At 60.7% G+C, this 24,710-nt stretch carries 22 protein-coding genes; 9 read left to right on the forward strand and 13 right to left on the reverse strand.

The window, feature by feature from the left end:
- Nucleotides 1–45 precede the first annotated feature (45 nt).
- The 5 genes from ACEG18_RS00005 to ACEG18_RS00025 form a co-directional block, all read right to left on the reverse strand.
- Nucleotides 46–1,998 (reverse strand): heavy metal translocating P-type ATPase, encoded by a 1,953-nt coding sequence (locus tag ACEG18_RS00005; RefSeq protein WP_372540795.1) that lies wholly within the window; start codon nucleotides 1,996–1,998, stop codon nucleotides 46–48.
- Nucleotides 1,999–2,098: 100 nt separating this feature from the next.
- Nucleotides 2,099–2,317, reverse strand: a complete 219-nt coding sequence (locus tag ACEG18_RS00010; protein ID WP_035137286.1) for a cation transporter — start codon at nucleotides 2,315–2,317, stop codon at nucleotides 2,099–2,101.
- Between the two features lie 63 nt (nucleotides 2,318–2,380).
- Complete coding sequence (locus tag ACEG18_RS00015; RefSeq protein WP_082437811.1) at nucleotides 2,381–2,746, reverse strand: ArsR/SmtB family transcription factor; 366 nt, start codon at nucleotides 2,744–2,746, stop codon at nucleotides 2,381–2,383.
- Nucleotides 2,747–3,165: 419 nt separating this feature from the next.
- Nucleotides 3,166–4,356, reverse strand: a complete 1,191-nt coding sequence (locus tag ACEG18_RS00020; protein WP_372540797.1) for a putative endonuclease domain-containing protein — start codon at nucleotides 4,354–4,356, stop codon at nucleotides 3,166–3,168.
- Between the two features lie 348 nt (nucleotides 4,357–4,704).
- On the reverse strand, nucleotides 4,705–5,673 hold the full coding sequence (locus ACEG18_RS00025) for a 3'-5' exonuclease (protein ID WP_372540798.1): 969 nt from the start codon (nucleotides 5,671–5,673) through the stop codon (nucleotides 4,705–4,707).
- A 171-nt stretch (nucleotides 5,674–5,844) separates the two neighbouring features.
- Between ACEG18_RS00025 and ACEG18_RS00030 the strand changes: the two genes are divergently transcribed.
- Nucleotides 5,845–6,933 carry a putative manganese transporter gene (locus ACEG18_RS00030; RefSeq protein ID WP_118377125.1) on the forward strand — a complete coding sequence of 363 codons (1,089 nt, stop codon included), beginning with the start codon at nucleotides 5,845–5,847 and terminating at the stop codon, nucleotides 6,931–6,933.
- A 106-nt stretch (nucleotides 6,934–7,039) separates the two neighbouring features.
- Here ACEG18_RS00030 and ACEG18_RS00035 read toward each other — a convergent pair whose 3' ends face one another.
- Together ACEG18_RS00035 and ACEG18_RS00040 are read right to left on the reverse strand one after the other, a co-directional pair.
- Entirely contained in the window at nucleotides 7,040–7,522 is a 483-nt protein-coding gene (locus tag ACEG18_RS00035) for a YaiI/YqxD family protein (protein ID WP_006235439.1), read from the reverse strand.
- Nucleotides 7,523–8,065: an HdeD family acid-resistance protein gene (locus tag ACEG18_RS00040; protein WP_372540799.1), complete on the reverse strand. Its 543-nt coding sequence runs from the start codon at nucleotides 8,063–8,065 to the stop codon at nucleotides 7,523–7,525.
- 296 nt (nucleotides 8,066–8,361) lie between these two features.
- Between ACEG18_RS00040 and ACEG18_RS00045 the strand changes: the two genes are divergently transcribed.
- The 3 genes from ACEG18_RS00045 to ACEG18_RS00055 all read left to right on the forward strand — a co-directional run bounded on the left by ACEG18_RS00045 (nucleotide 8,362) and on the right by ACEG18_RS00055 (nucleotide 10,311).
- Nucleotides 8,362–9,033: a nitroreductase family protein gene (locus ACEG18_RS00045; protein WP_158567926.1), complete on the forward strand. Its 672-nt coding sequence runs from the start codon at nucleotides 8,362–8,364 to the stop codon at nucleotides 9,031–9,033.
- An 82-nt stretch (nucleotides 9,034–9,115) separates the two neighbouring features.
- A complete protein-coding gene (locus ACEG18_RS00050; RefSeq protein ID WP_055252053.1) occupies nucleotides 9,116–9,658 on the forward strand; it encodes a histidine phosphatase family protein in 543 nt (180 codons plus the stop codon).
- Between the two features lie 17 nt (nucleotides 9,659–9,675).
- Nucleotides 9,676–10,311 (forward strand): histidine phosphatase family protein, encoded by a 636-nt coding sequence (locus ACEG18_RS00055; protein WP_372540800.1) that lies wholly within the window; start codon nucleotides 9,676–9,678, stop codon nucleotides 10,309–10,311.
- A 131-nt stretch (nucleotides 10,312–10,442) separates the two neighbouring features.
- On the opposite strand, the gene ACEG18_RS00060 is transcribed toward ACEG18_RS00055, so the two are convergent.
- Both ACEG18_RS00060 and ACEG18_RS00065 read right to left on the reverse strand, forming a co-directional pair.
- Nucleotides 10,443–11,123, reverse strand: a complete 681-nt coding sequence (locus tag ACEG18_RS00060) for a DUF1015 family protein (RefSeq protein WP_117758349.1) — start codon at nucleotides 11,121–11,123, stop codon at nucleotides 10,443–10,445.
- Between the two features lie 39 nt (nucleotides 11,124–11,162).
- Nucleotides 11,163–12,383, reverse strand: coding sequence for a M20 family metallopeptidase (locus ACEG18_RS00065; RefSeq protein ID WP_118206439.1), 1,221 nt, complete (start codon nucleotides 12,381–12,383; stop codon nucleotides 11,163–11,165).
- A gap of 397 nt (nucleotides 12,384–12,780) precedes the next feature.
- Between ACEG18_RS00065 and ACEG18_RS00070 the strand changes: the two genes are divergently transcribed.
- Entirely contained in the window at nucleotides 12,781–13,587 is an 807-nt protein-coding gene (locus ACEG18_RS00070; RefSeq protein ID WP_372540801.1) for a hypothetical protein, read from the forward strand.
- 347 nt (nucleotides 13,588–13,934) lie between these two features.
- On the opposite strand, the gene ACEG18_RS00075 is transcribed toward ACEG18_RS00070, so the two are convergent.
- The 3 genes from ACEG18_RS00075 to ACEG18_RS00085 all read right to left on the reverse strand — a co-directional run bounded on the left by ACEG18_RS00075 (nucleotide 13,935) and on the right by ACEG18_RS00085 (nucleotide 18,121).
- A complete protein-coding gene (locus ACEG18_RS00075) occupies nucleotides 13,935–15,098 on the reverse strand; it encodes a phosphoglycerate dehydrogenase (RefSeq protein ID WP_372540802.1) in 1,164 nt (387 codons plus the stop codon).
- Between the two features lie 72 nt (nucleotides 15,099–15,170).
- Entirely contained in the window at nucleotides 15,171–16,295 is a 1,125-nt protein-coding gene (gene serC, locus ACEG18_RS00080) for a 3-phosphoserine/phosphohydroxythreonine transaminase (RefSeq protein WP_372540804.1), read from the reverse strand.
- Between the two features lie 224 nt (nucleotides 16,296–16,519).
- Nucleotides 16,520–18,121, reverse strand: a complete 1,602-nt coding sequence (locus ACEG18_RS00085) for a potassium/proton antiporter (RefSeq protein WP_372540805.1) — start codon at nucleotides 18,119–18,121, stop codon at nucleotides 16,520–16,522.
- A gap of 253 nt (nucleotides 18,122–18,374) precedes the next feature.
- On the opposite strand from ACEG18_RS00085, the gene ACEG18_RS00090 reads away from it, so the two are divergent.
- The gene (locus ACEG18_RS00090; RefSeq protein WP_195535899.1) at nucleotides 18,375–19,214 is read left to right on the forward strand and encodes a metallophosphoesterase family protein; all 840 of its coding nucleotides are present in this window, start codon (nucleotides 18,375–18,377) and stop codon (nucleotides 19,212–19,214) included.
- Nucleotides 19,215–19,409: 195 nt separating this feature from the next.
- Here ACEG18_RS00090 and ACEG18_RS00095 read toward each other — a convergent pair whose 3' ends face one another.
- Nucleotides 19,410–20,984: a lipopolysaccharide biosynthesis protein gene (locus ACEG18_RS00095; RefSeq protein WP_372540806.1), complete on the reverse strand. Its 1,575-nt coding sequence runs from the start codon at nucleotides 20,982–20,984 to the stop codon at nucleotides 19,410–19,412.
- Between the two features lie 379 nt (nucleotides 20,985–21,363).
- On the opposite strand from ACEG18_RS00095, the gene pckA reads away from it, so the two are divergent.
- The 3 genes from pckA (at nucleotide 21,364) to ACEG18_RS00110 (ending at nucleotide 24,604) form a co-directional block, all read left to right on the forward strand.
- Nucleotides 21,364–23,034 (forward strand): phosphoenolpyruvate carboxykinase (ATP), encoded by a 1,671-nt coding sequence (gene pckA / locus ACEG18_RS00100; protein ID WP_372540807.1) that lies wholly within the window; start codon nucleotides 21,364–21,366, stop codon nucleotides 23,032–23,034.
- Between the two features lie 227 nt (nucleotides 23,035–23,261).
- A complete protein-coding gene (locus tag ACEG18_RS00105; RefSeq protein ID WP_372540808.1) occupies nucleotides 23,262–23,981 on the forward strand; it encodes a B3/B4 domain-containing protein in 720 nt (239 codons plus the stop codon).
- Nucleotides 23,982–24,154: 173 nt separating this feature from the next.
- Entirely contained in the window at nucleotides 24,155–24,604 is a 450-nt protein-coding gene (locus ACEG18_RS00110; protein WP_022093866.1) for a MarR family winged helix-turn-helix transcriptional regulator, read from the forward strand.
- Nucleotides 24,605–24,710: the final 106 nt, after the last annotated feature.

The following is a 24,710-nucleotide window of genomic DNA, read 5'->3' on the forward strand; positions in this document are numbered from 1 at the left end:
CGTTTTCAAAACCAAGCCCGGCCCCGGCCGGAGGGACCACAGGCGCTACAGGTTCTTGACACCCATCGCGCGCATGGCGTTCAGGATAGCGATGATCGCCACGCCTACGTCGCCGAACACGGCAAGCCACATGTTGGCGATGCCCAGTGCCGCAAGCACCAGAATCAGCAACTTAATGCCCAGCGCAAAGATGATGTTCTGCCAAACAATCGACATGGTCTTGCGCGCCACGCGGATCGCGCGGGAGATGTTGGACGGCTTGTCGTCCATCAGCACGACGTCCGCCGCCTCGATTGCGGCGTCGGAACCCATGGCGCCCATGGCAATGCCCACATCGGCGCGCGTAAGCACAGGCGCGTCGTTGATACCGTCGCCGACAAAGGCGAGCTTGCCCTTGCCACTTTCGGCCGCGAGCAGCGCTTCAACACGCTCGACCTTGTCGCCCGGCAGCAGCTGCGCGTGGAACTCGTCGAGCCCCAACTGTTCGGCAACGGACGCAGCCACTTCCTCGCGGTCGCCCGTGAGCATAACGGTGTGCTTGACGCCAGCGGCGTGCAAGTCGCGAATCGTTTGCTCCGCATCGACCTTGATGGTGTCGGCAATTACGATGTGGCCGGCATAGGTGCCGTCGACGAGCACGTGGAGGATCGTACCGACGACCTCGCAATTGGGAGCGTCGATACCGGCCGCGGCGAGCATCTTTGCGTTGCCAACGACGACGTGCTTGCCGTCGATGATTGCCGTCACGCCGTGGCCCGCGTCGTTGGCGGAGTCGCTAACGCGCTTGGGGTCGACCTCGCCCTGGTAGGCGACACGCACGGACTGCGCGATGGGGTGATCGGAGAACGACTCCGCAAGGGCTGCGACCTCGAGCAACGACTGCTCGGTATAGCCTGCCTCGGGGTGCACCGCGACGACCGAGAACGTGCCGTTGGTGAGCGTGCCGGTTTTGTCGAAGACGACGGTATCCACGTCGGCGAGCGTCTCGAGGTAGTTGGAGCCCTTGATGAGAACGCCCAGCTTGGACGCGCCGCCGATGCCGCCAAAGAAACTCAACGGTACGCTGATCACGAGGGCGCACGGGCAGCTGACGACCAGGAAGGTCAGGCCGCGCAGAATCCAGTTGGACCAGGCACCGGTGATCAGGCCGCCGCCAAGTGCGAGCACCGCGGCCGCGCCGGTGACGGCGGGGGTGTAGACGCGGGCAAAGCGCGTGATGAAGTTCTCGGTGCGCGCCTTCTTTTCGCTGGCGTTTTCAACGAGCTCCAGGACGCGCGCAACGGTGGACTCGCCAAAGGGCTTGGTGGTGCGCACGTGGATGAGGCCCGTCATGTTGATGCAGCCGCTGATGATATCGTCGCCGGACTTGGCGGGGCGGGGAACTGACTCGCCCGTGAGTGCGGCGGTGTCGAGCTGGGTTTCGCCCTCGACGATGACGCCGTCGATAGGCACGCGCTCGCCGGGCTTGACCACGATCACGGTGCCCACGGCGATGTCATCGGGAAAGACCTGTTCGAGCGTGCCGTCGGGCTGCTCGACGTTAGCGTAGTCGGGCGCGATGTCCATCATGGCGCTGATCGACTTGCGGCTCTTGCCCACGGCGTATGCCTGGAACAGCTCGCCGACCTGGTAGAACAGCATGACGGCGGCGCCTTCGGCCATGTGCGGGTCGGTATCGGGGAAGAACACCATGGCAAACGCGCCGATGGTCGCGACGGCCATGAGGAAGCTCTCGTCGAACGCCTTGCCGCGGCGGATGTTATTGAATGCCTTTTGTAGTACGTCGTATCCGGCAATCAAAAACGGCACGAGGAACAGCGCAAAGCTGGCGTAGATGTCGCCCGGGGTGCCGAATGTGGCGGCGAGGGTGCCGAGCTCCTCGAGGGCGTACACCACCGCAAAAATGCCCAGCGCTACCAGGATGCGGTTGCGCTTATGCTCGAGTGACTCTTTTTTCTTGCGCTTCTTCTTTTTCTTCTTGGGGTCGGCGGTGGCCATGACTCGTATCCTCCCATTTGAATGAATGAACACTCGCTCATATAATTTCGCGAGCAAAGGCCGCGGCAAGCGCGGCCTTGCAGGTTGGCGTAAACCTGGGCTAGAGAATAATCTCGCAGTCCGGCTCGGCGTCGGCCGTAAACTCAACAACGCGGTTGAGCACCTCGTCGAACTCAGCATCATCGGCCTCGAGCGTCAGCTTCTGGGTCATAAAGTTGACGGACACGGATTTAACGCCCTCGAGCTTGGCCAGCTCGTCCTGAAGCTCACGCGCGCAGTTGGCGCAGTCGATCTCGTCGAGTTTAAACTGCTTTTTCATGGTGGGTTCCTTTCTCTGTTTTTGCGGCTTGGGTGCAGGCCGCGCTGGTACCGTGGTTGGTCGCTATTCGCAGATGTGGCTCATGCCTTGGTTGAGCATGGTGTAGACGTGGTCGTCGGCGAGCGAGTAGAGAATGTTGCGGCCGTCGCGTCGGAATTTAACTAGGTGCGACTGCTTGAGTGTGCGCAGCTGGTGCGATACTGCCGACTGCGAGGTTTCGGTCGCTTCGGCGATGTCTGCCACGCAGAGCTCGCGGCCCATGAGGGCATAGAGAATCTTGATACGCGTGGTGTCGCTGAAGACCTTGAACAGGTCGGCGAGGTCGTAGAGAAGCTCCTCGTCGGGAAGGTCCTCGGGCGAGCAGGTGGTGGGGATCACGGGCTCGGTGGCCTCGGTGTCGGGTTTCGTTTCATCAACGCGGATGCTCATTGCAATATCCTTTCATATGAACATGCGCTCATATAACTTACTTCCGATTATATGAGCGCATGTTCATATGTCAATGACGTTCAGGTAATTCGTCGCACAAAATGATGGGGAATAGTGGACGAGATTCCGGACTGAGCGGTTTTGATAGCCGATGCCGGGGTGGGTGCCCCCGCGCCGTGCAAAAATTGGAGTATTCTGCAACTATAGGGGGTCCGTTAATCTATTCCAGGCCAAATAAAGCCGCTCAAGAGTTATCCAAGGGCGGTAAGCAGACAAGGTCTTCCTCAAATGTTGCCTAATGTTCCCGTTCGATAGCGTTTTTGTTTCTCATTTGGATTAACTTGTGGGTGCTGGAGGGCCGACCCTGCTGAATACTCGCAATTTTGCACATCGCTAGGGTACCCACCTTGTTAGCCGGTCTAGCTTCCGGCCCCGAAGATTCTGCCCTCGGGCGCGAGACTGCTTATTTGGGCAAATGATGGGCTGTCGGATTCGACAGTCTGCATGTCATCGATTGCCGGAACTTCATTTATTGTCGGGTCATCCAGCGTGATGCCTTCGAGTGTTGCTTTTTCGAGGTCGATTCGTTGACGATCTTCGGAATCCTGGCGAAGCTGCTTCTGAATTCGCTTTTTCTCTTCTATAAACCTTCTGAGCACAAACTGTCTCAGGTCCTCTTGCATGATTTGAAAGTCTTTTGGCAGACGCGAGGGGCGTATGCCCTCTTTCCGTTGGATCGCCTCCATGACCCTAACGAAAGCGCTGGCATGCATAAAGGAATAACGACTGACGGTGATGATTCCGTATCCCATGGACGCAAGCGCATTCTTGCGCTCCTCATCGATGGCGCGGTCTTCTTCCGCGTCATGATAAAACCCGTTGTATTCAATGTCTGTGCGAGATTTCTTTAGATACGCATCCATAAAGAACTTTTTGCGTCTCGTGAGATTCTTTGCGGCAGCGGTGACCTGCACCTCGTAATCGGTCTCAATTCCCTTAATACCAAGCCCTCCTTCGCTTTTAGGCAGCGTTAGCATCATGACAAAGGCCGTTTCCATAGGAGACCGGCATCCGTCGCGCACACATTGGATTGCCTTTCGGGCAAGGGCCAGACCGTAGTATCTGGTAATGGAATTAAAGAACTGTTTTAACCTTTCGGTCGAGGTGAGCGCGAAACGCTCGTTATACGAGGTGGAAGAGCCGGTTCCAAGGGAGTAAGCGCCGCACAATTCAAAGTAGTACTCCACCAGTTCGCGAAAAGGGAGATAGGTGGCGGCCTGAAGTGCGCAAAGCTCAACGCCAACAATGAAGATGCCATCTTTGAGCTCTATAAAGCGTGAGTTCGAGAATCGTTTTGACGAAACGTGGCATTGACAGTTCATTGCATAGCGCGCATTCCTGCGATCAAACACCATTATCTCGAGGCAATCATTTGCGTCGAGGGAAACATCGTGTTTGGTGAGCCATTCTGCGGCTGCGTCAAGGAGCGTTCCGGTGGGACATGATCCGTAAATCGCGGCAGGGTTACAGGGCTCGGTGTCTTTCGCAGACGCCGAATGCGCGGCCTGGTAGACCGCTTTTGCAGTGGTATGTGACAATACGATACTCATGGTATATATCGTGCCAGCTAATGCCGTGTTGATGGCGCTGAGTGGGAAAGTCGTTTTAGGGGCCTAACCAAATGCTGTCCAAAAGCTTGACGCGATTATGGGCTGGCACGCCTAAAATCAATGTTCTCGCAGCTTAGCTATAGCATATAAAAACTCAATTGCTGCACATTTGATATCGATGCATCACCATCCGACAACGAATTACGTGTCGGGAATTGGCCGAATCGTTCAAAATGAGGGTTCAGTATTTGTGATGGCAGATCTATCTGTGGAACGTAGGGCGGCCCCGCTGCGGTGTTTCCCGCTGCGAGGCCGCTCGTGAGCAAGTAGTGTTTGTCGCAGGCGTTGCTATTTCGCGAATAGGTTCTTGAGGTTGAACTCGGCCTGTACCGTGCGGAGCATGAGGTCGGTGTCGTCCAGACCCAGATGCTGCTCGTTGGCGTCGGGCGCGAGGGTGCCGCGACGGCGTGCCCAGTTCTCGAGCGCGGCGGGGGCGGACTCGCGGGGGAGCGAGCGGACGTCGGCATCCAGGCTGCGGCAGATCTGGCGCGAGTCGATGACGATGATCTTACCGGCGCGGCGTGCCTCGGCGTAGCCGTCCAGGTGGATCTTGAACCAGCTGTCCTCAAACGCGGCGTTGTGTGCCATGTACGGGTACTTCTTCATGAGCTTGAGCAGCTGCTTCTGCAGCTCCTTGTTCTCGCGGAACGGCTTCTTGCCGTCGATGTCGTCCCAGGTGATGTGGTGGATATTCGACAGCGGTACATCCTCGCCGCGGTAGATGTCGGGCAGGCCGCAGTAGTGTGCCTCGGCGTCATGCGGGACGGCGTCGCTGGTGAGCTCCATGATCTCCCAGCCCACGTTGATGATATAGCCGCGCTCGGGTGCACGGCCGGTGGTCTCGATGTCGATACCGAGCACGGTGCCCTGGATGGGCTTGCGGGCGTAGGCCACGCCGAGCGCGTCGCGGTCGCCGCGGATTTCGCGCATGACCGACGCGGCGGTGCGCTTTTGCATTTTGCCGATGGCGGCGCAGGTGTCGGCGTCGGACAGGCCGCGCGAGAGCGTCGCGGGCGTCACATTGCGCAGGCGTGCCTCCCCAATCTGGTCGCAAAGGTCGCGGTTGCGGTCGGCCAGGTCGCGCACGGTGGCAAAGTCGAAGCCGGGGTCGTCCTCGGCAGTAAAATACTCGGTCTCGAGCACCTTGAGGGCCTCTTCGCCCTTCTGGCGTTCGGACTCCATGGCACCGTGGTCGCCATAGATAAACATGGGAATAAACGGCTGGCGCTCGTATTCAAGTGCTTGCGAAACGTTCATAGGCTGCTCCTTGGACGGGCCGCGTCGCGCGGCTCGGGGTTACTGAGTTGTGGCGAGATGATAGTTTACCATGGGCAACTATTGGCACCGCGCCCGGGACAACTACAATACCCTAGTTGACCGCTAGGACTTTTACAATGCTGCCGAAAGACACGAAAGGTTCCATCCGTCATGGATTTACTGATTGATATTCTGCTCGACGCCGGCAAGGACACGCTGTCGCTGCTGCCGTTTTTGTTGGTGACGTATCTTGCTCTCGAGACACTTGAGCACGTTGCGGGCGACCGCGTCAACGGCGCTATCAAGCGCGCCGGCGCTGCGGGTCCCGTGGTTGGCTCGCTGCTGGGCATGGTGCCGCAGTGCGGATTTTCGGCCATGGCAGCAACGCTGTACGCCGGCCGTGTCGTGACCTTGGGCACGTTGGTGGCGGTGTTCCTTTCGACCTCCGATGAGATGCTGCCGCTGTTGCTTGCCGAGCAGGTTCCCGTGCAGACTATGGCGATGCTTTTGGCTTCGAAAGCGCTGATCGCACTGGTCACGGGTTTTATCGTGGACGCTGCCATTCGCGGCCTGCGCCGTAACGCCCGCGCGCACGCGGCGATTCGCCGTACCGTGCTGGGAACCGCGGCCAACCCGGCCCACGTGAACTGCGCGCACGACGACCACAGCGGCGGTGACATCATCGACGAGGTGGCCGAGGCAGGCGTGAGCGCCGACCACATCCACGAGCTGTGCGAGCGCGACCATTGCGGTTGTGATGAAGACGAGGACGAGCACGAACACGGACATGGCCACGATCACGGTCATGAGGGCGAACATGAACACCATGATGGTCACGGTCACTCTCACTCCCACGAAGGGACGCCTGTCCTGTCGATCATCCGCAGTGCGATCTCGCACACCGTGCAGGTCTCGGTATTCATTTTTCTGGTGACGCTGATTCTGGTCGCCGTGCTCGAGACGTTCGGCGAGTCCGCGATCGAGCAGTTCCTGCGCGGCAACGAGACACTCGCTGTCCTGGGTTCGGCGCTTGTCGGGCTGATTCCCAATTGCTCGGCGAGCGTGGTCATTACACAGCTGTATCTGGAAGGCGCGCTGCAACTGGCGCCGATGCTCGCCGGCACGCTCATTTCCGCCGGCGTGGGTTATCTGGTGCTGTTCCGCACCAACCGCAGCGCCCGCGAAAATGCCGTGTTCCTGATCATGATGTACGTCATCGGCGCTGGCTGGGGCCTCATCCTCTCCGCCGTTGGCCTTTAAGTAGATTATTGGGACATGTCTTACGATCTACCTCTGTGACCAGGGCATTCCCCGCCGCCAAAACAAAAAGGTAGATTTCCGGACATGTCCCAAAAATCTACCTTGGTTAGCGCAGCAGCTCGGTGAGGTTGCGTTTAAAGCGGGCGCGGTCTTCGCTGGTAAATGCCGCCGGCCCGCGAGTGCGTCCGCCGGCGCGGCGCACCTTCTTTTCCTCGTGGCGAATAAACAGCTGCATGTCGATGGTTGCTTTGTCGTAGACGCGCCCGCGCACACCGATAGCGGCGGCATCGCGCCCGAGCACCATGCTCGCCAAGCCAATGTCCTGCGTCACGACCACGTCGCCCGCCTGCAGGCGTTCGACAATGGCAAAGTCGGCGCTGTCGGCGCCCACGCTCACGTCGAGCGTCGTGACCCAAAAGCCGCGTCGCGCGTGCTCGGCATCGCGCGGGTCGTCGCGGCGAATGTGCCGTTCCAGGTTTTGCGTGCTGTTGCCGGCGATAACAACGGCGACGCCCGCCCGCCGCGCGCAGTCAATCGACTCGCGCGTGACCGGGCAGGCGTCTGCATCAATAAAGAGCGTTCGTGGCATCTAGCGCACCAGTTTGCCAAATTGAATAGCGCGAACAATCAGCGTTACGCCAAACACCAGCAGCGCGGCGCCGCTAAAGATGACGAGCATCTTGGCCGACCACAGCGGATAGATAAACACGAACATGCCGGCGATGATGGAAAGTGCGCCGCTCAGGATGGCGAGGGCGCGGTTGGACGAAAGCTCGGACTCCAGAATGGACATGACACCTTCGACAATCCAGCCAAAGCCGGCCACGATAACCACCATCGTGGTGAGCGTCGCGGTCGAGAAGGCCTGGTTGCGCAGGATTATGACGCCGCCCAAGATAATGAGTAGGTTGGAGATGATGCTCGTCACGCGCCAGCCGGTGGGCAGCAGCGGCTCAAAAATGGCAGTGAACAGTCTGATGGCAGCAGTGATTACAAAGTAAAAACCCAGGACGGTCGTCAAAAAGACGAGGGACTTGGCGGGTGCAAAAAGCAGCGCGATACCAGCAATGAGTGCTAAGACGCCCGTGATGGCGTAGATCCAGCGTACGGCCTTGACGGCTTTGCCCGCCATGCTTTTCCTCGTCAAATCCAAACTGGCTCGATTTTTGGTCATCGTTCTTAAAGATGCCCATAATGTCTCCTTTCCGTGCGGCGTAAGCCTTGATCGTTACAACCAGTATCGCTTAAAGGCGCTGGCGTATGGGTCGGGGAGGGCGAAACGTAACCCAAAGGTCCCGAATTGTTTCCGTTGTTCCCCACGTCGCGATTTTCTATTCAACAGGTGTAGAACATTGCAGCCCTGTTCGTTATTGCCTACGTTTTAGGTTAGATTTTCCTAAAGACAATTGGCTTGAATTGGGGGTCCCTATGAACGAAGCAGTTCCCGCAGCGCCGGTAAGCGCAGAATCGATGGCAAAGCAGGGCTGCGAAAAGCTCGGTCTGGAAGCGTTTGATGCGCTGGTCCGTCGTGCCCGTACGTGCCGTCGCTTTGACGAGTCCATGCGCGTGCCGCGCGAGTTTTTGCTCGAGCTGGCGGAACTGGCGCACCTGGCTCCCTGCGGTGCCAATGCTCAGCGTCTGCGTTTTCATGTGGTAAGCGGTGCAGAGGACTGCGCGCGTGTATTTGACGAGCTTGCATGGGCCGGTGCGCTCAAGGATTGGCCGGGTCCTGCCGAGGGCGAGCGTCCGACCGGCTACATCGCGATTCTTGCCGAGCGCGCTGTTCCGGGTAAGCCCGCCGCGCCCATCACCGAGGTCGACACGGGCATTGCCGCGCAGACGATGATGCTCGCCGCTCGCAGCGCCACGCCCGAGGTGGCAGCCTGCATGTTCAAGGCCTTTACGCCCCACGCGATCGATGCTATGGGGCTCGATAACGACAAGTATGAGCTCAAGCTGATCATGGCTTTTGGCGTGCCGGCCGAGACGCAGATGATCGATGCGATCGATTCCAACCCCGACGGCTCAATTAATTACTGGCGTGACGATGCGCAGGTGCACCACGTACCCAAGCGCCCGCTCGCCGACGTGCTGGTGTAGCTGAGCGTCACCGCGGCGTGATCAGACGGTAAACCACCACAAAGGTGCCTGTCCCCTTTGTGGTGGTACGAGGGGAGAGCGTGTGGCAGATCTGTATTTGGTGCGGCATGGGCAGACTGAGCTCAATGTGCAGAGCATTTTGCAGGGCTGGCACGATTCGCCGCTTACGGCGCGCGGGCGCGAGCAGGCGCTGACGGCGCGTACGGCGTTTGCGGCGCGTGGCGTGGCCTTTGATCATGTGTATTCCTCGCCGTTGGGCCGGGCGCGGCATACGGCCGAGCTTATCGTTGGCGAGGGCCGTTCCATTGAACTGGTCGATGACCTGCGTGAGTGGCATTTTGGCTCGCTGGAGGGCACATCAAATCGCGAGATGCCGCCGCAGCCCTGGGGCGATTATCCGGTGGCCTTTGGCGGCGAGTCGGAAGTGCAGCTTCAGTCGCGCATGGTCGCGGCGCTGTCCCGTATTATGGCCCGGCCGCAGCACGACTGCGTGCTGGCGGTTTCCCACGGCTCAGCCTGCCAGGAGTTTCTTGAGTATGTGACTGGCGGGGGAGAGCTACCCGACAACGGTGCCGTGCTTCATTTTGGCTATTGCGACGGGGCGTTTTCGCTCTTGGGTTGGTAACGAACGAAAGGACCCCTATGAATAAAGATCTGTATCTGGTCCGTCATGGACAGACGATATTCAACCTTAAGCGTATCATTCAGGGGTGGAGTGACTCGCCGCTTACGCAGTTGGGTTGCGACCAGGCGGCGCGCGCCGGCATGTTTTTACGTGCGCGCGGCATTGAGCCCGATCATGCCTACACCTCCACGCTTCATCGCACCGAGCAGACTATCGCCAACTTGTGGCTGGGCTTGGCGTACGAGCGCCTGGACGGCCTGCGTGAGTGGTTCTTTGGCGACTTTGAGGCCGAGCGCGTGATGCTTATGCCCGAGCGCCCGTGGCGCGATTTCTATCGTCAATTTGGCGGCGAGGGCCAGATCCAGGTGCGCGAGCGCATGGTGGCGACGCTGACCGAACTCATGCAGCGTCCGGACCATACGTGTGTGCTCGCGGTAAGCCATGGCTCGGCTATCAAGGAGTTTATGGATCACGTGAAGGGTGCGGCGGCCGACGAGCGCGATCGCGTGCCGGGCAACTGCTCGGTGCTGCACTTTGCGTTTGACGACGAATCCGACACGTTTGAGTTGGTCGAAGTCTTTACGCAGGAGGATTACGCGCGCGAGCTGGGGCTTGAACCGCTTGTAGCGGCAGTAGGCCCGCAGCGCGGGTAGCGCTGGCGTTGCGGCGCGGTTTGCCGGCGAAATTGTTTGATGCGAAAGGGGCGGGGATGCATGCACGGGCATTGCATCCCCGCCCCTTGTTTGTTTGGATGCTGGGTTTTCCAGCTTCGCGTTTGAGTCCGCTAGAACCGTGAGATCTGGTGAGTGAGCAGACCCGTCGGAACCTGCGGCGCGCCGCCGCTGACCTGCGCGGCGGGGAAGAGCGCAGCTACGGCAAAGTTGAACGGCTCTTTGCCGGTGTACGTTCCGGCGGCACGGGCCTCATCGGCCAGAATCTGCGATGCCCCAGCCAGTGCGGCGGCATAGGCGGAGTCACCGGCGAACACGGGGTCGGGTGCCTGATCGAGCATGGCACGGATGGCAGCAACGGCGTCCTCGCGCTTGACCTCCCACACACGGTGCGTAATGCCGGCGGGGTCGGTGACGGCATAGAGCGACGCGCCTTCTTTGGCGGCGCCGAGGATGATATCCATGACGGGCGAGGCTTCGTAGGCGAGCGTTACAGGGCGAGGCTGCACCTTAAGCTCGGCGATTGCGCGGGCGGCTGCGGCCGCATCTGCGGAGGACGCGTTGTCGTCCGTCAGTACACCAACCGGGCAAATTGCCACAACGCCCGTCACGCGTCCCAGCTCTCCCGAACACTCGTACACGTAATACGCCGCGCCTGGATCCTTGAGCATTAGGCCGTCAGCAATGGCGCCGCGCAGGGCGTCGTTGCCGCTCAGGATACCGCCCATCGCAGGCAGCGCCTCGAGCACGCGGTCCTGAGCTGGGCGGATGCAGGGAAACGGAAGTGCTTTCATGGGCGGTCCTAACGCGCGAGTCGGTTTGTTCGCGGCTTATTATGCCCCAACTTGGCCGCTTGCGTCCCAGAGCGTGTGATCGGCAAGCGCGATGAGCACGTTTTGGCAGCGAACGATATCGGCATGGGGCACATACTCGTTGGGCTTGTGCGCGAGCGCCAACGAGCCGGGGCCGTAGCTCATACAATTGCGGTTGCCTGTCTTGCCGGCAATGACGGCAGTGTCGGTGTAGCCGGTAAAGAAGCCGACGGTCGTGTCTGTGCCCGTCACGTCATCGGCGGCACGCTTGAGTGCAGCCAGAAGGGGAGAGCTTGGATCGCGCTCGATGGCGGGGCGGTCGCCTGTCACGGTATAGCTTCCATGGCAGCCGGGGACCGCGGCTTCGGCGCCGGCGATGGCCTGCTCTACCATGCGCGTCGCGGCGGCCGTATCAGTCGGCGGGGCCAGGCGCATATCGACCCAGACCTTGGCATGGTCGGGCACGACATAGGGGCGGTAGCCGCCCTCGATCTGTCCAAACGTGATGGTCGATGGCCCCAGCTCATCGTGTACGGGCAGCGCCATGAACGCGCGGCGCAACGCGCAGACGACCTCTGCCATGGCGGCGACGGCGTCGGCGCCCTTCCAAGGCTGGCTCGCGTGCGCCGTGACGCCTGCCATCTCAATCTCGAACCATGTGCGCCCCTTGTGCGCCACCTGGATCTGTCCGTCGGTGGGCTCGGTGTCCAGCACCCATTCGCGCGAACCGACCCAGCCGGCATCAATGGCCGCCTCGGAGCCACGCATAAAGTCTTCCTCGTCGACCGAGCAGATGAGCGAAAAGCCACGTCGGGGCAGCTCACCGCTTGCCGTCATGCGCTCGAGCGTATGGAACAGTGCGGAAATGGCGCAGGCCAGGCCACCCTTCATATCGCAGGCACCGCGGCCATAGAGTTTATCGTCACGCACGATTGCTCCGAGCGGCGGAATGCCTGTATCCCAGCCGTCGCCCAAGGTGACGGTATCCATGTGGCAGATATAGACCAGCCGCGGCTCGTCGCTCACGCCCGGTATGGTAATCATGAGGTTGCGGCGTCCGGGGAGCACCTCGAGTTCCTCAACCTGCACGGCATGGAGCACCGGATGACTCAACCGCTCCAGCTGAGCCTCAACCAGCGCTTTGATATACCGCTCAATTTCATCCTCATACGCGCCCGGGTCTGAGCTGTCGATCCGCACGAGCTCCTGCGCAAGCCGCCAGGCAAAGTCCTCATCAACCATATGCAACCTCACAATCAGTCTGCTTTCCAAACCGATTGTAAGCCTCTTGAGAGATCCGCGGCGTGCGCGCAGCGGTATTTACCGTTCGCAGGCCGAGCCAGCGCGTTTGCCGTCCAGGCGGGTTTACAAACGACGCGGTGGGTACGTACCCTTCATGGACGACATGCTGTGCGACATATCTGCCTTTCGGTATCACCGGATACCCCCACAGGTCTTGGCAATAATGCCGGACCTGCCCGATTCTGCGGACGATCCGCGCAGGGAGCACCTATGTGAGCATCCGCTCGTCAAGCATTTCCTGGGCACCCCGTTACACGTGTTGGCGCGGGGCGTCTGCGGGCGCAAGGGCGATCGCATTGTCAGGCATGTTTGGAACGGGGAGAGGCCGTTTGATTCCGTGCGGCAGACGGAGTTTGGCCTCGATGTCGCGTCCCCGCTCTTTACCCTGCTGACCCTGGCTTCCTCGGTCTCAAACGAGCGTCTAATCATGTGCATGTATGAGATGTGCGGCACCTTTGCCGTGTGCAAGATTGCGCCTCAGGTAAAGTCGGCACTTGAGCAGGCATATGGGAGCCGATGGAGTGACGCACGGTCGGGCTGGGAAAACGTAAAGGATGTCTCGGGGAATCCAACGGACTTGTGGAAACGACCTCCCTTGATTGAGCTCTCTGAGCTTACAGAGTACGTCGATAAGATCCAGGGGCTCCGCGGCGCTAAATCGTTCACACGTGCCGCGAAGTGCATTACGGGGGTGGCGGCATCGCCGCTCGAGGTCCAGGCTTCGATGCTGTTTGGCCTTACGAGGTTGCGCGGCGGCGAAGGGCTGCGCCTTACCAATAACGTCGAGATTCGCTTGACGCGCAGCGCCCGCCTGATTTCGGGGCTTGATAGGCGCTATGCCGATATCCTGCTGGCAAATAAGGACGGCAGCCGAGAGTGTCTGGTTGAATGCCAGGGTAAAGCCATTCACGGATCCATTGAATCCAAGATTTCGGACTCCGATCGAACGACGGCGCTGCAAGCGATGGGATATCCCGTCATTCTGATGACCTATGGTCAGCTGGCCGACTCCGATGCCTTCCGCGTGGTGATGGAGCTCATCATGTCCTATCTCGATGTGCCGCTGAAAGACAAGACGCCGCGACAGCAGGAGCTCGAACGGCGGCTTCGTGAGGAGATTTTTATCGATTGGGCAGGAATGTAGCCGCGCGGGTGGAAAACGGTCGCGCGGACTAGAGTTTTGGTCACAAAAAGGCTTATATTTCGCCTTGGAGGGGCCTTAAAAATGCTATCTAGAATAAGTTGTTTCGGAAAATGGACAGTCAACTTACATTCGGCACATAGAGATCGATTTTTACCTACTAAAGTCCCTGATAAAGCTGTTTATCAAAGCGGGTGTGCTTAGCGACTTGAGCCTCACTATCGATTATCTGAAAAAACTTGTTCTGGGTATCATTTTAAAGTCGTCCGGAGCAACAAAATCGGCCCCCGTTTCGTGAAAACGGGGGCCGAATGGGCTTCGTGGTCTGCCTGGCAGGATTGGCGCCGGCGCTATTTAATCACGCGCACACGATACATCGACGGAATTTGCTTAAGTGCCTCGATCGTGCTGCCGTCCAGGTGCTCATCGGTGTCGAACATGGTGTAGGCGTTCTCGCCAGCGGACTCGTTGGTCATGCGCTGCACGTTGGCGTTGTCCTTGGCGAGAATGGCCGTGATCTGGCCGATCATGTTGGGCACGTTGGCATGCAGGCAGGCAATGCGGCTTGCGGCGCGCGCCTTGCCCATGCTGCAGGCGGGGTAGTTGACGCTGTGCGCGATGTTGCCGTTTTCCAGGTAATCCTTGAGCTCGCTGATGGCCATGTCGGCGCAGTTGGCCTCGGCCTCGCCGGTGCCGGCGCCCGAATGCGTGGTGATAAACGTGTTGGGCATCTTGACGGTCTTGGGCGTGGCAAAGTCGCAGCTAAACCAGCTGAGCTTGCCCGCGCGCAGGGCGGCGTCGACGGCGTCCTCGTCAATGATGGTTTCGCGCGCGTAGTTGATGAGCACGGCGTCGGGCGCCAGCAGGTTAATCTGCTCGGTGCTGATCATGCCGATGGTGTCTGCCTTGCTGGGCACGTGCACGGTGAGGTAGTCGCAGCCGCGGCAGAGATCCTCGAGCGTGCCCACACGCTGCACCTCGCGGCTCAGCACCCACGCGTGCTCGACGGAAATGAACGGGTCGTAGCCGTAGACGTCCATGCCCAGATCGACGCAGGCGTTGGCGACCTTGGAGCCTACGTTGCCCAGGCCGATGACGCCGATGCGCTTGCCCTTGAGCTCGCGGCCCACAAAGGCCTTCTTGGCCTTTTCGGCATCGACCTGAATCTCGGGGTCGTCGGCGTTGTCGCGCACCCAGTTCATCGACTGTACCACGCCGCGGCTCGAAAGCACCAGCATGCCCAAGACGAGCTCCTTGACGGCGTTGCTGTTGGCGCCGGGGGAGTTAAAGACGACGACGCCCTTCTTGGCGTACTCCTCAACGGGGATGTTGTTGACACCGGCGCCGCAGCGGGCGATGGCGCGAATGCCCTCGGGCAGCTCGTAGCCGTGCAGGTCGGTCGAGCGCATCAGGATTGCGTCGGCCTCCTCGGCGGTGCTTACAAACTCGTAGCCCTCGCCAAACTCGACTTTGCCGTCCTTGGTAATGTCGTCGATGGTTTTAATCTTGCGCATGGAAAAACTCCTTAGCAGGTTTTGATCTAAACAGGGTGGTCTGAGGTGGCTGGTCGGCCCGCGTGTTGCGGGCTAGTTAGATCGCGGACTCAAACTATGCTGCGCTTCGAAGTCTTTCATATACGTGGCCAGCGCCTGCACGTCCTCCATGGTGACGGCGTTGTACACGCTGGCGCGCATGCCGCCAACGAGGCGATGGCCCTTGACGTTTTGGATCTGGTGCTCTGCCGCGCCCGCAACAAAGGCGGCGTCGAGGTTGGCATCGCCGGTGCGGAACGTAACATTGGCGATGGAGCGGCTATCGGTCTGCGTGGTGCCATGGAACAGCTCGCTGTGCTCGAGCAGGTCGTAGAGCAGGTTGGCCTTGGCCCAGTTGCGCTCGGCCATGGCGGCAAGTCCGCCGGTCTGCTCGACCCAACGGAACACCTTGCCGCACACGTAGATGCCAAAGGTGTTGGGCGTGTTGAGCATGGAGCCCTTGGCGGCCTGGGTCTTAAGGTCCAGGTACTGCGGCGTCTGCGCAAAGGCGGGGCCGTCGGCGATTAGGTCGTCGCGCACGATGACCACGGTCACGCCCGCGGCGCCGGCGTTTTTCTGCGCGCCGGCGTAGATGAGTCCGTAGCGCTCGACGTCGAGCGGCTGCGACAGAAAGCAGCTCGAGACATCGGCGACCAGCGGTACGTCGCCGCAAGCGGGCAGCTCGTGGAACATGGTGCCAAAGATGGTGTTGTTTTGGCAGATGTAGACGTAGTCGAGCCCGTCGCCCGCGGCCTCGGCGGCAACGCGCGCGTTGATGTCGGCCATGTCGGGAATGCGGTCGAAATTGGTGTCCTCGGAGCTCGCGAGCAGCACGGCCTCGCCGTACTTGGCGGCCTCTTTGTACGCCTTGTTGGCAAAGTTGCCGGTCACGACGTAGCCGGCGCGGCCGCGGCGCATGAGGTTCATCGGGATGCCCGCAAACTGCAACGTGGCGCCGCCCTGCAAAAACAGGACACGGTAGTTGTCGGGGACGCTCAGCAGACGGCGCAGGGCTGCCTCGGCGTCGTCGATGATCTGCTGGTACATGCTAGATCGATGGCTCATCTCGAGCACGGACATGCCGCAACCGCGGTAGTCCATCATCTCGTCGGCGATCTCGGCGAGCACGCTGGTGGGCAGCGCGGCCGGGCCAGCTGAGAAGTTGTGCACACGTGCCATCTTCTAGGTCCCCCTCATAGTCGTTTGAACGTTCGGGATACTTTAGCACAGTGGAGCGCCAGGCGCGACCGCATCACGGTAAAACTCGACTACGCCGCTATGATTTACAGGATGGTTACATGGGGGAGGGGCCTTACTCCTCCGGCAGGTCTAGGTCTGCGAGCGACCGCATCAGGCTTTCCAGGCGCTTGATCTCTTCGTCGCAAATTAGCTACCCCTGGTCACTACGACGCTAGCGTGGCGATGACGGCTTCGTCGCCGGCGTATATTAGGGTGTCGCCGTCGGGGATGATCGTTTGGCCTTCGCGCTTGAGCATCACCACGATAAACGGGTGCTTGCCCTGCGGCACGTCGCGCAGGCGCTGACCGGCCAGGCGACCGTGGGGCGTCACGGTGACCTCGCGCAGCGTAACCTCGGCACGCTCTTCGAACGTTGGGGCTGCCATCACCAGCAGATCGCCTTCCTGGATCACGGTGTCGCCATTGGGCAGTACCGGATGCGCCCCGTCGCGCAGCACCAGGACCACGAGCATGTCCGTGGCGCTGCCGATATCGGCGAGCGAGCGCCCGGCAAACGGATGGCCAGCGCCCACCTTGAGCTTTACAAACGACATGCCGTCCTCGTCGCGGTAGTCGTTAAAGGTGCGGCGCACGTCGCCGGCCGCATCGATCATATCGAGTTTCTTCGCCACCGCCGGCAGTAGCGAACCCTGCACCACAATGCTCGATACGGCAATCACAAACACTAGGTCAAATAGGTCGTGTCCGCCGGGAACGCCGGCCACCACAGCAAAGAGGCTAAAGACGACCGAAGCCGCGCCGCGCAAGCCCGCCCAGCTTACGAGCGCAACCTGGCGAGGGCTCGTCTTAAAGGGCGCCAGCAGCAGACCGACGGCGATGGGGCGGCTCGCAAAGAGCATAAACGCCATGAGCGCCAGGCCCGGCAGCAGCATTTGCGGCAGGCGGGCGGGCGTCACGAGCAGGCCGAGCAAAAAGAAAATGGTCATCTCGGCCATCTCGGTGAGGGTGTCGAAGAAGTGCGCCATCTCGACCTTGCCGGTGATGTCGCTCGCGCCCAGCACAATGCCGGCCAGGTACACGGCCAAAAAGCCGTTGCCACCCAGGTAGCTCGGCAGCGCGTAGGCGATGATCGCCACGGCGAACAAAAAGATAGTCTGCGCGCCCTCGGCCGTTGCGTGTGCGCGTTCAATCAGGCGGCTGGATGTCCAACCGATGGCAAGGCCCAGCCCCACGCCTAGGATGATCTGCTTGGCCAGCAGCACGGGGATGTTAATGTCGCCGCCGGCCGCGAGTGTGGCGAGCACGGCGGTGAGCATGTAGGCGACGGGGTCGTTGGAGCCCGATTCGACCTCGAGCAGCGAGTCGGTGCCACCTCTCAGCGACAGGCTGTGCTCGCGCAGCACGCTAAAGACGCTGGCCGCGTCGGTGGATGCCACGACCGATCCCAGCAGCAGGCCACCAATCCAGTCAAAACCCAGCACGAAGTGCGCAAACGCACCCGTAATGCCGGCAGTGATGACGACGCCGAGCGTGCTCAGCAGTACCGCGGGCACGGCAACGGGTTTGGCACGGTCGATATTGGTGTTAAAGCCGCCGTAGAACATGATGAACAGTAGCGCCGTGCTGCAGACGGTTTCGGTGAGCGCGTAGTCGCTAAATTCGATGTGCGCCGGCCCGTTGACGCCCAACAGCATGCCGAGCGCGATAAAGATGAGCAGGGTGGGGAAGGGGAGTTTTTTACCGACGGGCTTGATGGTCAGGCACAGAATAATAACGAGGCCGATAAAAAGAAGGATCTGGTTCATGGATGGTGTCCGCTCCTGGGTGGTTGGCGTGGCACGGTCAGTTGTCTGCGGTTATTTGTACCCAAAGATGGTGGGTTTATGGGGTTGGATTGCGGGCGTGCGCGATATCGTCATAGACGGCTGCCGTCTTTGCCTCTGCTCGGAAACCCTTTCCAGCTTTATTGCAACGGAGTACAATGGGTAACGTTTAAGTTCAACTTGAAGTTTTAGTTGCGGCGCCGGGCTTCCGCTGCAATGCAAAGAGAGGCGTACCATGGCGATCTATGTGACATCTGATGCTCACGGGCACGTGCGTGCGCTTGACGAGGCCCTGTCTAAGATTTCGCTGGCGTCCGACGACACGCTGTACGTGCTGGGCGACATGATCGATCGCGGGCCCGATCCGGTCGGCGTTATTAAGCTCGTGCGCTCGCTGCCCAACGCCCGCGTGCTCAAGGGCAATCACGAGCAGATCATGCTCGATGCCATCATTGGCCAGGATCCGCTCGATGCCGAGACCTGGGATATCAACGGTGGCTGGACGACGCGCGAGCAGCTCAACGACATGGAATTTGAGGCATACGAGGAGCTCGTGCGATGGATGGCTGCGCTGCCGCTCTACGCGGTGGCCGAGACCGAGGAGCGCCCGTATCTGCTGGTACATGCCGGCATCCAGACCGAGGCGGCGCGCGCGTTTTTACTTGAGCATGGTGTCGATTGCGGTGACGGCAGGGGAGCGGTCGATGCCGATAGCGAGCTGCTGCGGCAAATGCTCGCCGTGCAGTCGTCCGATGACCTGCTGTGGATTCGTCACGGCTATTGGGATGCGCCGACGGGACTGCTTTCTGCCGAGGGCGAGGGCCCGGTCGTGGTGAGCGGCCACACGCCCACGGTGTCGCTTGGGCGCTATTGCGAGGTTGGCGGCCTGGCGGGGCTCGATGAGGAGTCGGGCCGCGGGCAGATTGTGCGCCTGGGTGGCGAGGATACCGCCGGCGTGCCCGATCGCATCGATATCGACTGCGCCGCCGCCACCGGCTCCGAGTTCGGCCGCGTCGGGATCCTACGCCTGGATGATGGTGCGGAGTTCTACGCGAATATCAACCCTGGAGAATAACCTTGTTCCGCCGTTCTACCGAACGGCGGTCACGTTGACGCTGCGCAGCCCCGAAGCACCCCACCTTGTCGCTCAAACCGTCGCTCGCGTACAGAAGTACGCGTCGCTCCTCTTTCGCGCCAACCTGGGGCACCTCGAGACTGCTCGCTGTCGGTGCCTAAACATCGACGTTTCTTTTCTTCAAATTGATTCGAATTAGGCGCCGTAGGGGTTGCGGTCGCGTTCGATGCGTTGGCGGATGTGGGCGTATTCGATAATCAGCAGAACCAGGAGTAGCGCCATGATGGCTAGGTAGCTCACCACGGCGCCCATCGGACCCAGCAGGTTGATCAGGATCACCGGCAGCACCACGCTTACGGCGAAGCAGATCAGGTAGATTTTGGTGACGTCGCCGGCATGGCGCAGCACCGTGATGATGGCGTAGATAAAGTCGATGGCCGCGGTGACGCCGCCGGCGACGACCATCAACAGCGCCAGCGTACGGTAGCGCTCAAAGCTGAGGCCGTACATAAAGCTCATGAGGGGAATACCGGGACCTGCCATAAATGCGGCGCACACGCCGGTGATGGCCACGATCAGCGCCATAACGGCAATAATGATCAGGTCAAAGCGGCGACGCTTGCGCGGATTCGCCCAAATGCTCGACAGACGCAGGAGCTGCGGTTTATAGATAAATCCAATGCTCAACAAAATAGCCTGCGCCGGAAAGAACAGGGCATTAAAGTACAGCTGATACTTGTAGGCCAGCGTGCCCTCCATCACAAATTTTGGCATGCTCTCGATAAGGTTGAACAAAAAGAGCGCGCCAAAGAGCGGGGCGCACTGCGCAAAGAGGTGGCCGACTTCGCGCAGGCTCACGCGACGCGATTTTTCGGTCTCGAGCAGGGCGAGCGGGGCGGTGACCAGCACAAGCGAGGCAATCGCGGTAACACCCATGGCCATGGCCGCGATGGGCATGCTGCGCGTGAGGAGCAGGGCCACGCTAAAGACCGCGATGACGCCGGCGGAGCGCAGCGTTTGACTCATGCCGGCCAAATAGAGCTTGTCGGCCTGCTGCAGGCGGCCCTCGTACACGTCGGCGATGCCGTCGATCACCTTATAGAGGTAGACGCCCAGGCCGATCGTGGCCATCTGCGCATCGTAGCCGCGGGCGCTGCTGTATACCAGGCCGCATGCCAGCGCGAGCGCTCCGCAGATCCAGCGGTTGAGCTGGTAGGAGGCAAAGGATGTCTTTTCGTCGATGTCCGAGACCTGGAAATTGCGCACGCCGTAGTTGCACGCGATCATGATGAGCGTGCCGGTGACAAAGGCGATGGAGAACTTGCCGGCCTCCTCGGCGCCTACGAGCTGCGTCGACACGATGGTGAGCAGCGGAAACGCTATGCCCCATACGGCGGTGCCCAGGGTATTCCAAAGGTAGTCGCGACGGGTGGCGTGCTCCTCGTATTCCGCTTCCTGCATGGAGAAGCCGCCGCCGTAGACGGCGCCGAGCAGACGGTTCCACCAAGCGTTGACCATGCGGCGGACGGGGCCGGGCTCCCGATCGCGTTCGCGCCGGCGACGTGTGGCTTGGCTGCTATCGGGCCCGCCGGCGTTGCGCTGACTCAGCTCTTGGATGCGTGCGAGTTCCTCGGCAGTGTGCGAGGCGGGGAAGAGGCCGTTCTCGATGCGTCCGCCCTGCCCGTGCGCCCCGCCCGATACGGTGGGGTCGGTGACGCCGTTGCGGCGGGCGATGGCGCGGCGAATGCTATCGATGGGCGTGATGCTCAAAGCGGAGTCCTTTCTGTTGCTGCGCTCTAGTATAGACGCGGCGGCGTTTGCTCGTGTTTTTGAACAGGTTGTTCAATAATTTCGGCGGCGCCATTCAGTAGTCGGCACTTAGGGACGTTCTTTATGTGCCGGCACTTTGGGAACGTCCCTAAGTGCCGGTATCCGGGGACGCTCCTTGGTTGTTGCCTGTTCAAGAGTGTCCCCAACGACTAGTCGTTTAAAAACGTCCCCAATGACTAGGCCGTTTGCGTGCGATTTTTGACCGTTGGGCGGGCGCTTCGACGTTGCCGCAAAAACGTTTTTGCATATCGGGTACAACGGGCTTTACGTGAGTAAAGTGCGCGCTGCGTCCACGTGTCGCGTTTTTAAAGGAGGCCCCATGCCTGGTGTTACCCCTGCAGAAGTTCTATCCAACTTTGGTCTTACGCTCGTTGAAGATCCCGCCGAAAATCAGCCCCGCCTGCTGGTGGACCTGCCGGCGGCAGAGCTTGTCGAGCACGCCATCCGCCGCGAAGAAGGCCGCATGGCCTCCAACGGCGCACTGGTGATCGAGACGGGGGAGCGCACCGGCCGTTCGCCCAACGACCGCTTTATCGTCGACACGCCCGACGTGCACGACAAGATCGCCTGGGGCGCCGTCAACCGACCGCTTTCGATCGAGAGCTACGAGACCATCAAGGCCGGTATCGTCAACTACCTCAACGAGCGCGATGTGTTCGTCACCCGCGGCATGGCTGGCGCCGACCGCAACCACACGCGTCGACTGCTCGTTGCCTGTGAGCGTGCCAGCCAGGCACTCTTTATTAAGCAGATGCTCGCCCGCCCGCTCGCCCGCGAAATCGCGCGCACCGGCGAGCCGGACTTTTGCGTGCTCGCCGCTCCCGGCTACCAGTGCGATCCCGCCATTAAGGGCCTCAACTCCAGCGCCGCCGTGGTCATCAACTTCCAGGAACGCGTGATTCTGGTCGCCGGCACCGGCTACTCCGGTGAGATCAAAAAGTCGATCTTCAGCGTCATGAACTACCTGCTGCCCGTCGAGGACGACGTGCTGCCCATGCACTGCTCGGCCAGCATGGATCCTGTCACGCACGAGACCGCCGTGTTCTTTGGCCTGTCCGGCACCGGCAAGACCACGCTTTCGGCCAACCCCACGCGCCTACTGATCGGCGACGACGAGCACGGTTGGTCCGACATGGGCATCTTCAACATCGAGGGTGGCTGCTACGCCAAATGCGAGGGCCTGGACGCGTTCCACGAGCCCGAAATCTTCAACGCCGTCCGCTTTGGTGCCATATGCGAAAACGTGGTGCTAGACGAGAACCGCAAGCCCAACTACGACGACATCTCGATCACGCACAACACGCGCGTGGCATACCCTGTGGAGCACATTCCCAACGCGTGGACCAAGGGCATGGGCACCACCCCAAGCGTCGTGCTCTTCCTGACCTGCGATGCCTTTGGCGTGCTGCCGCCCATCTCACGCCTGACGGCCGACGCCGCCATGTATCACTTTGTGACGGGCTTTACGGCCAAGATCCCCGGCACCGAGGTCGGCGTCACCGAGCCCACGCCCACGTTCTCTTCGCTGTTTGGCGAGCCGTTTATGCCGCTCGACCCCATGGTCTACGCTAAGATGCTCGGCGAGCGCATCGCCGACGGTCGCACCCGCGTCTATCTGGTCAACACCGGCTGGATCGGCGGCGGCTACGGCGTGGGCCATCGCATTGAGCTGGCCTACACGCGCGCCCTGGTCGAGCGCGCCCTCGACGGCACCATCGAGGACAGCGAGTTCGTCCACGACGATATCTTTAACGTCGACATTCCCACGACGTGCCACGGTGTGCCCGACGGCATCCTGGTGCCGCGCCAGTACTGGCAGAGCACCGCGCGCTATGACGAGGCCGCGCACAATCTGGCGGTGATGTTCGAGGAGAACTTCGAGAAGAAGTACTCGCACCTGCCCGAGTCCGTCAAGGCCGCCGGTCCGCACGCTCAGGTGCACGCCGACGCCCGTCATCGCGGCCGCGGCCTGCTGGGACTCCGACACTAACGTTGCTTCAGACCCAAAACCACCATAAAGGGGACAGGCGCCTTTGTGGTGGTTTTACTCGCGCGGATGACTCGGGTTACAATACGCCTGACATATCGCTCCCTTCTCCGGATGGGGGCAGCGTAAGCGCTCTTGTGGCGGCACCGTAGGACTTTGAAGGTGGCCGTCGTAAGGGCGCTTTTTGTTTAGGCACCCGGGCTCGGGCGCATGCTATGAAGGGAGAGCACATGAAGAGTTTCGTTGCCGAGGATTCGTTTTGGGAGCTATTTCCGCAGGCGGCTGTCGGTGTTGTGGTCGTAAAGGGCATGAAGCCCGCCGCTCAGATTCCTCAAGAGGACGTGGGTGCGATTGCGGCGTTGCTCGACCGCGCCAATATCGATGCGGAGCGTCATCTGACCAGCGATACTATCAGCGAGAACGCACCGGTCAAGGCATGGCGCGAGGCTTATCGGCTGTTCAAGACCAAAAAGGGCGCCCGCTGCTCGATCGAGAACTTGCTCAAGCGCGTGCTCAAGGGCAAACCGGTGGGCCACATTACGCCCGCGGTGGACATCTACAACACGGTGTCGCTGACCTACGCGCTGCCCGTTGGCGGCGAGGATCTACATGCTATCGAGGGCGATCTGCGGTTGGCAGTGACCGACGGTGGCGATTCATTTCTGCCGCTTGGCGAGGAGACAGATGACCCGACGCTTCCCGGCGAGCTCGCCTACATCGATGATGCGGGCGCCGTGTGCCGCTGCTGGAACTGGCGCGACGGCGTTCGCACGGCGCTGTCCGACGATTCGGCCGATGCGTTCCTGGCGATTGAGTGCGTGGAGCCCGAGCGGATGGGGGATTGCCAGGCCGCGATCGATCGCTTGGCTGAGTTGCTCGAGCGCTATCTGGGAGCGACGGTTGTCGTTAAAACGCTTGTGACCCGCGACAATCCTTGCGTGGAGCTGTAGCGAAGTCTGCGGATCAAACTCGATGCCCCAAACCACCACAAAGGTGTCTGTCCCCTTTGTGGTGGTTTTTATGTTGATGGGTTAACAAATGGGATATTTGGGTATGGGTGTTGCCTTGTGCGGCTAAGATGTTTACCCGTTAGCATCATGCAAGCGAAAGGCGGTCGTCTCCCATGCAGCAGAACGACGAGACACGTTTCGAGGACTTTGTCGGACTGATCAGCGGGCTCTACAAGGAGATCCAGCGCATTAAGACATCCGAGGGCGCAAGGCTGGGCCTCAAGGGCTCCGACGTTATGTGCCTGTACTATCTTGAGCGCAGCAAGGACGGCCTGACTGGTGCTGACCTGGCTCGCATGGCAGGCGTGACCCGTGCCGCCGTCTCGCGCACGCTCGCGCATCTGGAGGAGGGCGGCTACGTCGAGGTCGATGATTCGGGCGATGCCGCCGTTAAGTATCGTGCTCCGGTGCGCCTGACCGCTCTAGGCGGCGAGAGCATGAGCGAGGCGGACCGCATCATTCGCGAGGTGCTCGATACCACCGGTAAGGCTATGGGTGTGGAACAGCGCGAGCAGATGTATGCGTCGCTGCGCACGATTCTCAACACCCTGCGCGAGATCTAGAGCCGCGCTGGCGCTAGCTTTCAGCCAACAACTGCATCGTCCCGTTTGAGCGCGTACGCCGTGCCGGGACATTGTTGTCAAAATTCCCTGCGCGAGACCTGTGCAA

This window comes from Collinsella aerofaciens, assembly GCF_041537385.1.
GTDB classification, from domain to species: Bacteria; Actinomycetota; Coriobacteriia; order Coriobacteriales; family Coriobacteriaceae; genus Collinsella; species Collinsella aerofaciens_BV.

What these genes read in the sequence shown, in the direction of transcription:
- ACEG18_RS00005 (WP_372540795.1), bottom strand. Translation starts at nt 1,998, where the DNA reads ATGGCCACCGCCGACCCCAAGAAGAAAAAGAAGAAGCGCAAGAAAAAA.
- ACEG18_RS00010 (WP_035137286.1), bottom strand. Translation starts at nt 2,317, where the DNA reads ATGAAAAAGCAGTTTAAACTCGACGAGATCGACTGCGCCAACTGCGCG.
- ACEG18_RS00015 (WP_082437811.1), bottom strand. Translation starts at nt 2,746, where the DNA reads ATGAGCATCCGCGTTGATGAAACGAAACCCGACACCGAGGCCACCGAG.
- ACEG18_RS00020 (WP_372540797.1), bottom strand. Translation starts at nt 4,356, where the DNA reads ATGAGTATCGTATTGTCACATACCACTGCAAAAGCGGTCTACCAGGCC.
- ACEG18_RS00025 (WP_372540798.1), bottom strand. Translation starts at nt 5,673, where the DNA reads ATGAACGTTTCGCAAGCACTTGAATACGAGCGCCAGCCGTTTATTCCC.
- ACEG18_RS00030 (WP_118377125.1), top strand. Translation starts at nt 5,845, where the DNA reads ATGGATTTACTGATTGATATTCTGCTCGACGCCGGCAAGGACACGCTG.
- ACEG18_RS00035 (WP_006235439.1), bottom strand. Translation starts at nt 7,522, where the DNA reads ATGCCACGAACGCTCTTTATTGATGCAGACGCCTGCCCGGTCACGCGC.
- ACEG18_RS00040 (WP_372540799.1), bottom strand. Translation starts at nt 8,065, where the DNA reads ATGGCGGGCAAAGCCGTCAAGGCCGTACGCTGGATCTACGCCATCACG.
- ACEG18_RS00045 (WP_158567926.1), top strand. Translation starts at nt 8,362, where the DNA reads ATGAACGAAGCAGTTCCCGCAGCGCCGGTAAGCGCAGAATCGATGGCA.
- ACEG18_RS00055 (WP_372540800.1), top strand. Translation starts at nt 9,676, where the DNA reads ATGAATAAAGATCTGTATCTGGTCCGTCATGGACAGACGATATTCAAC.
- ACEG18_RS00060 (WP_117758349.1), bottom strand. Translation starts at nt 11,123, where the DNA reads ATGAAAGCACTTCCGTTTCCCTGCATCCGCCCAGCTCAGGACCGCGTG.
- ACEG18_RS00065 (WP_118206439.1), bottom strand. Translation starts at nt 12,383, where the DNA reads ATGGTTGATGAGGACTTTGCCTGGCGGCTTGCGCAGGAGCTCGTGCGG.
- ACEG18_RS00075 (WP_372540802.1), bottom strand. Translation starts at nt 15,098, where the DNA reads ATGCGCAAGATTAAAACCATCGACGACATTACCAAGGACGGCAAAGTC.
- serC (WP_372540804.1), bottom strand. Translation starts at nt 16,295, where the DNA reads ATGGCACGTGTGCACAACTTCTCAGCTGGCCCGGCCGCGCTGCCCACC.
- ACEG18_RS00085 (WP_372540805.1), bottom strand. Translation starts at nt 18,121, where the DNA reads ATGAACCAGATCCTTCTTTTTATCGGCCTCGTTATTATTCTGTGCCTG.
- ACEG18_RS00090 (WP_195535899.1), top strand. Translation starts at nt 18,375, where the DNA reads ATGGCGATCTATGTGACATCTGATGCTCACGGGCACGTGCGTGCGCTT.
- pckA (WP_372540807.1), top strand. Translation starts at nt 21,364, where the DNA reads ATGCCTGGTGTTACCCCTGCAGAAGTTCTATCCAACTTTGGTCTTACG.
- ACEG18_RS00105 (WP_372540808.1), top strand. Translation starts at nt 23,262, where the DNA reads ATGAAGAGTTTCGTTGCCGAGGATTCGTTTTGGGAGCTATTTCCGCAG.
- ACEG18_RS00110 (WP_022093866.1), top strand. Translation starts at nt 24,155, where the DNA reads ATGCAGCAGAACGACGAGACACGTTTCGAGGACTTTGTCGGACTGATC.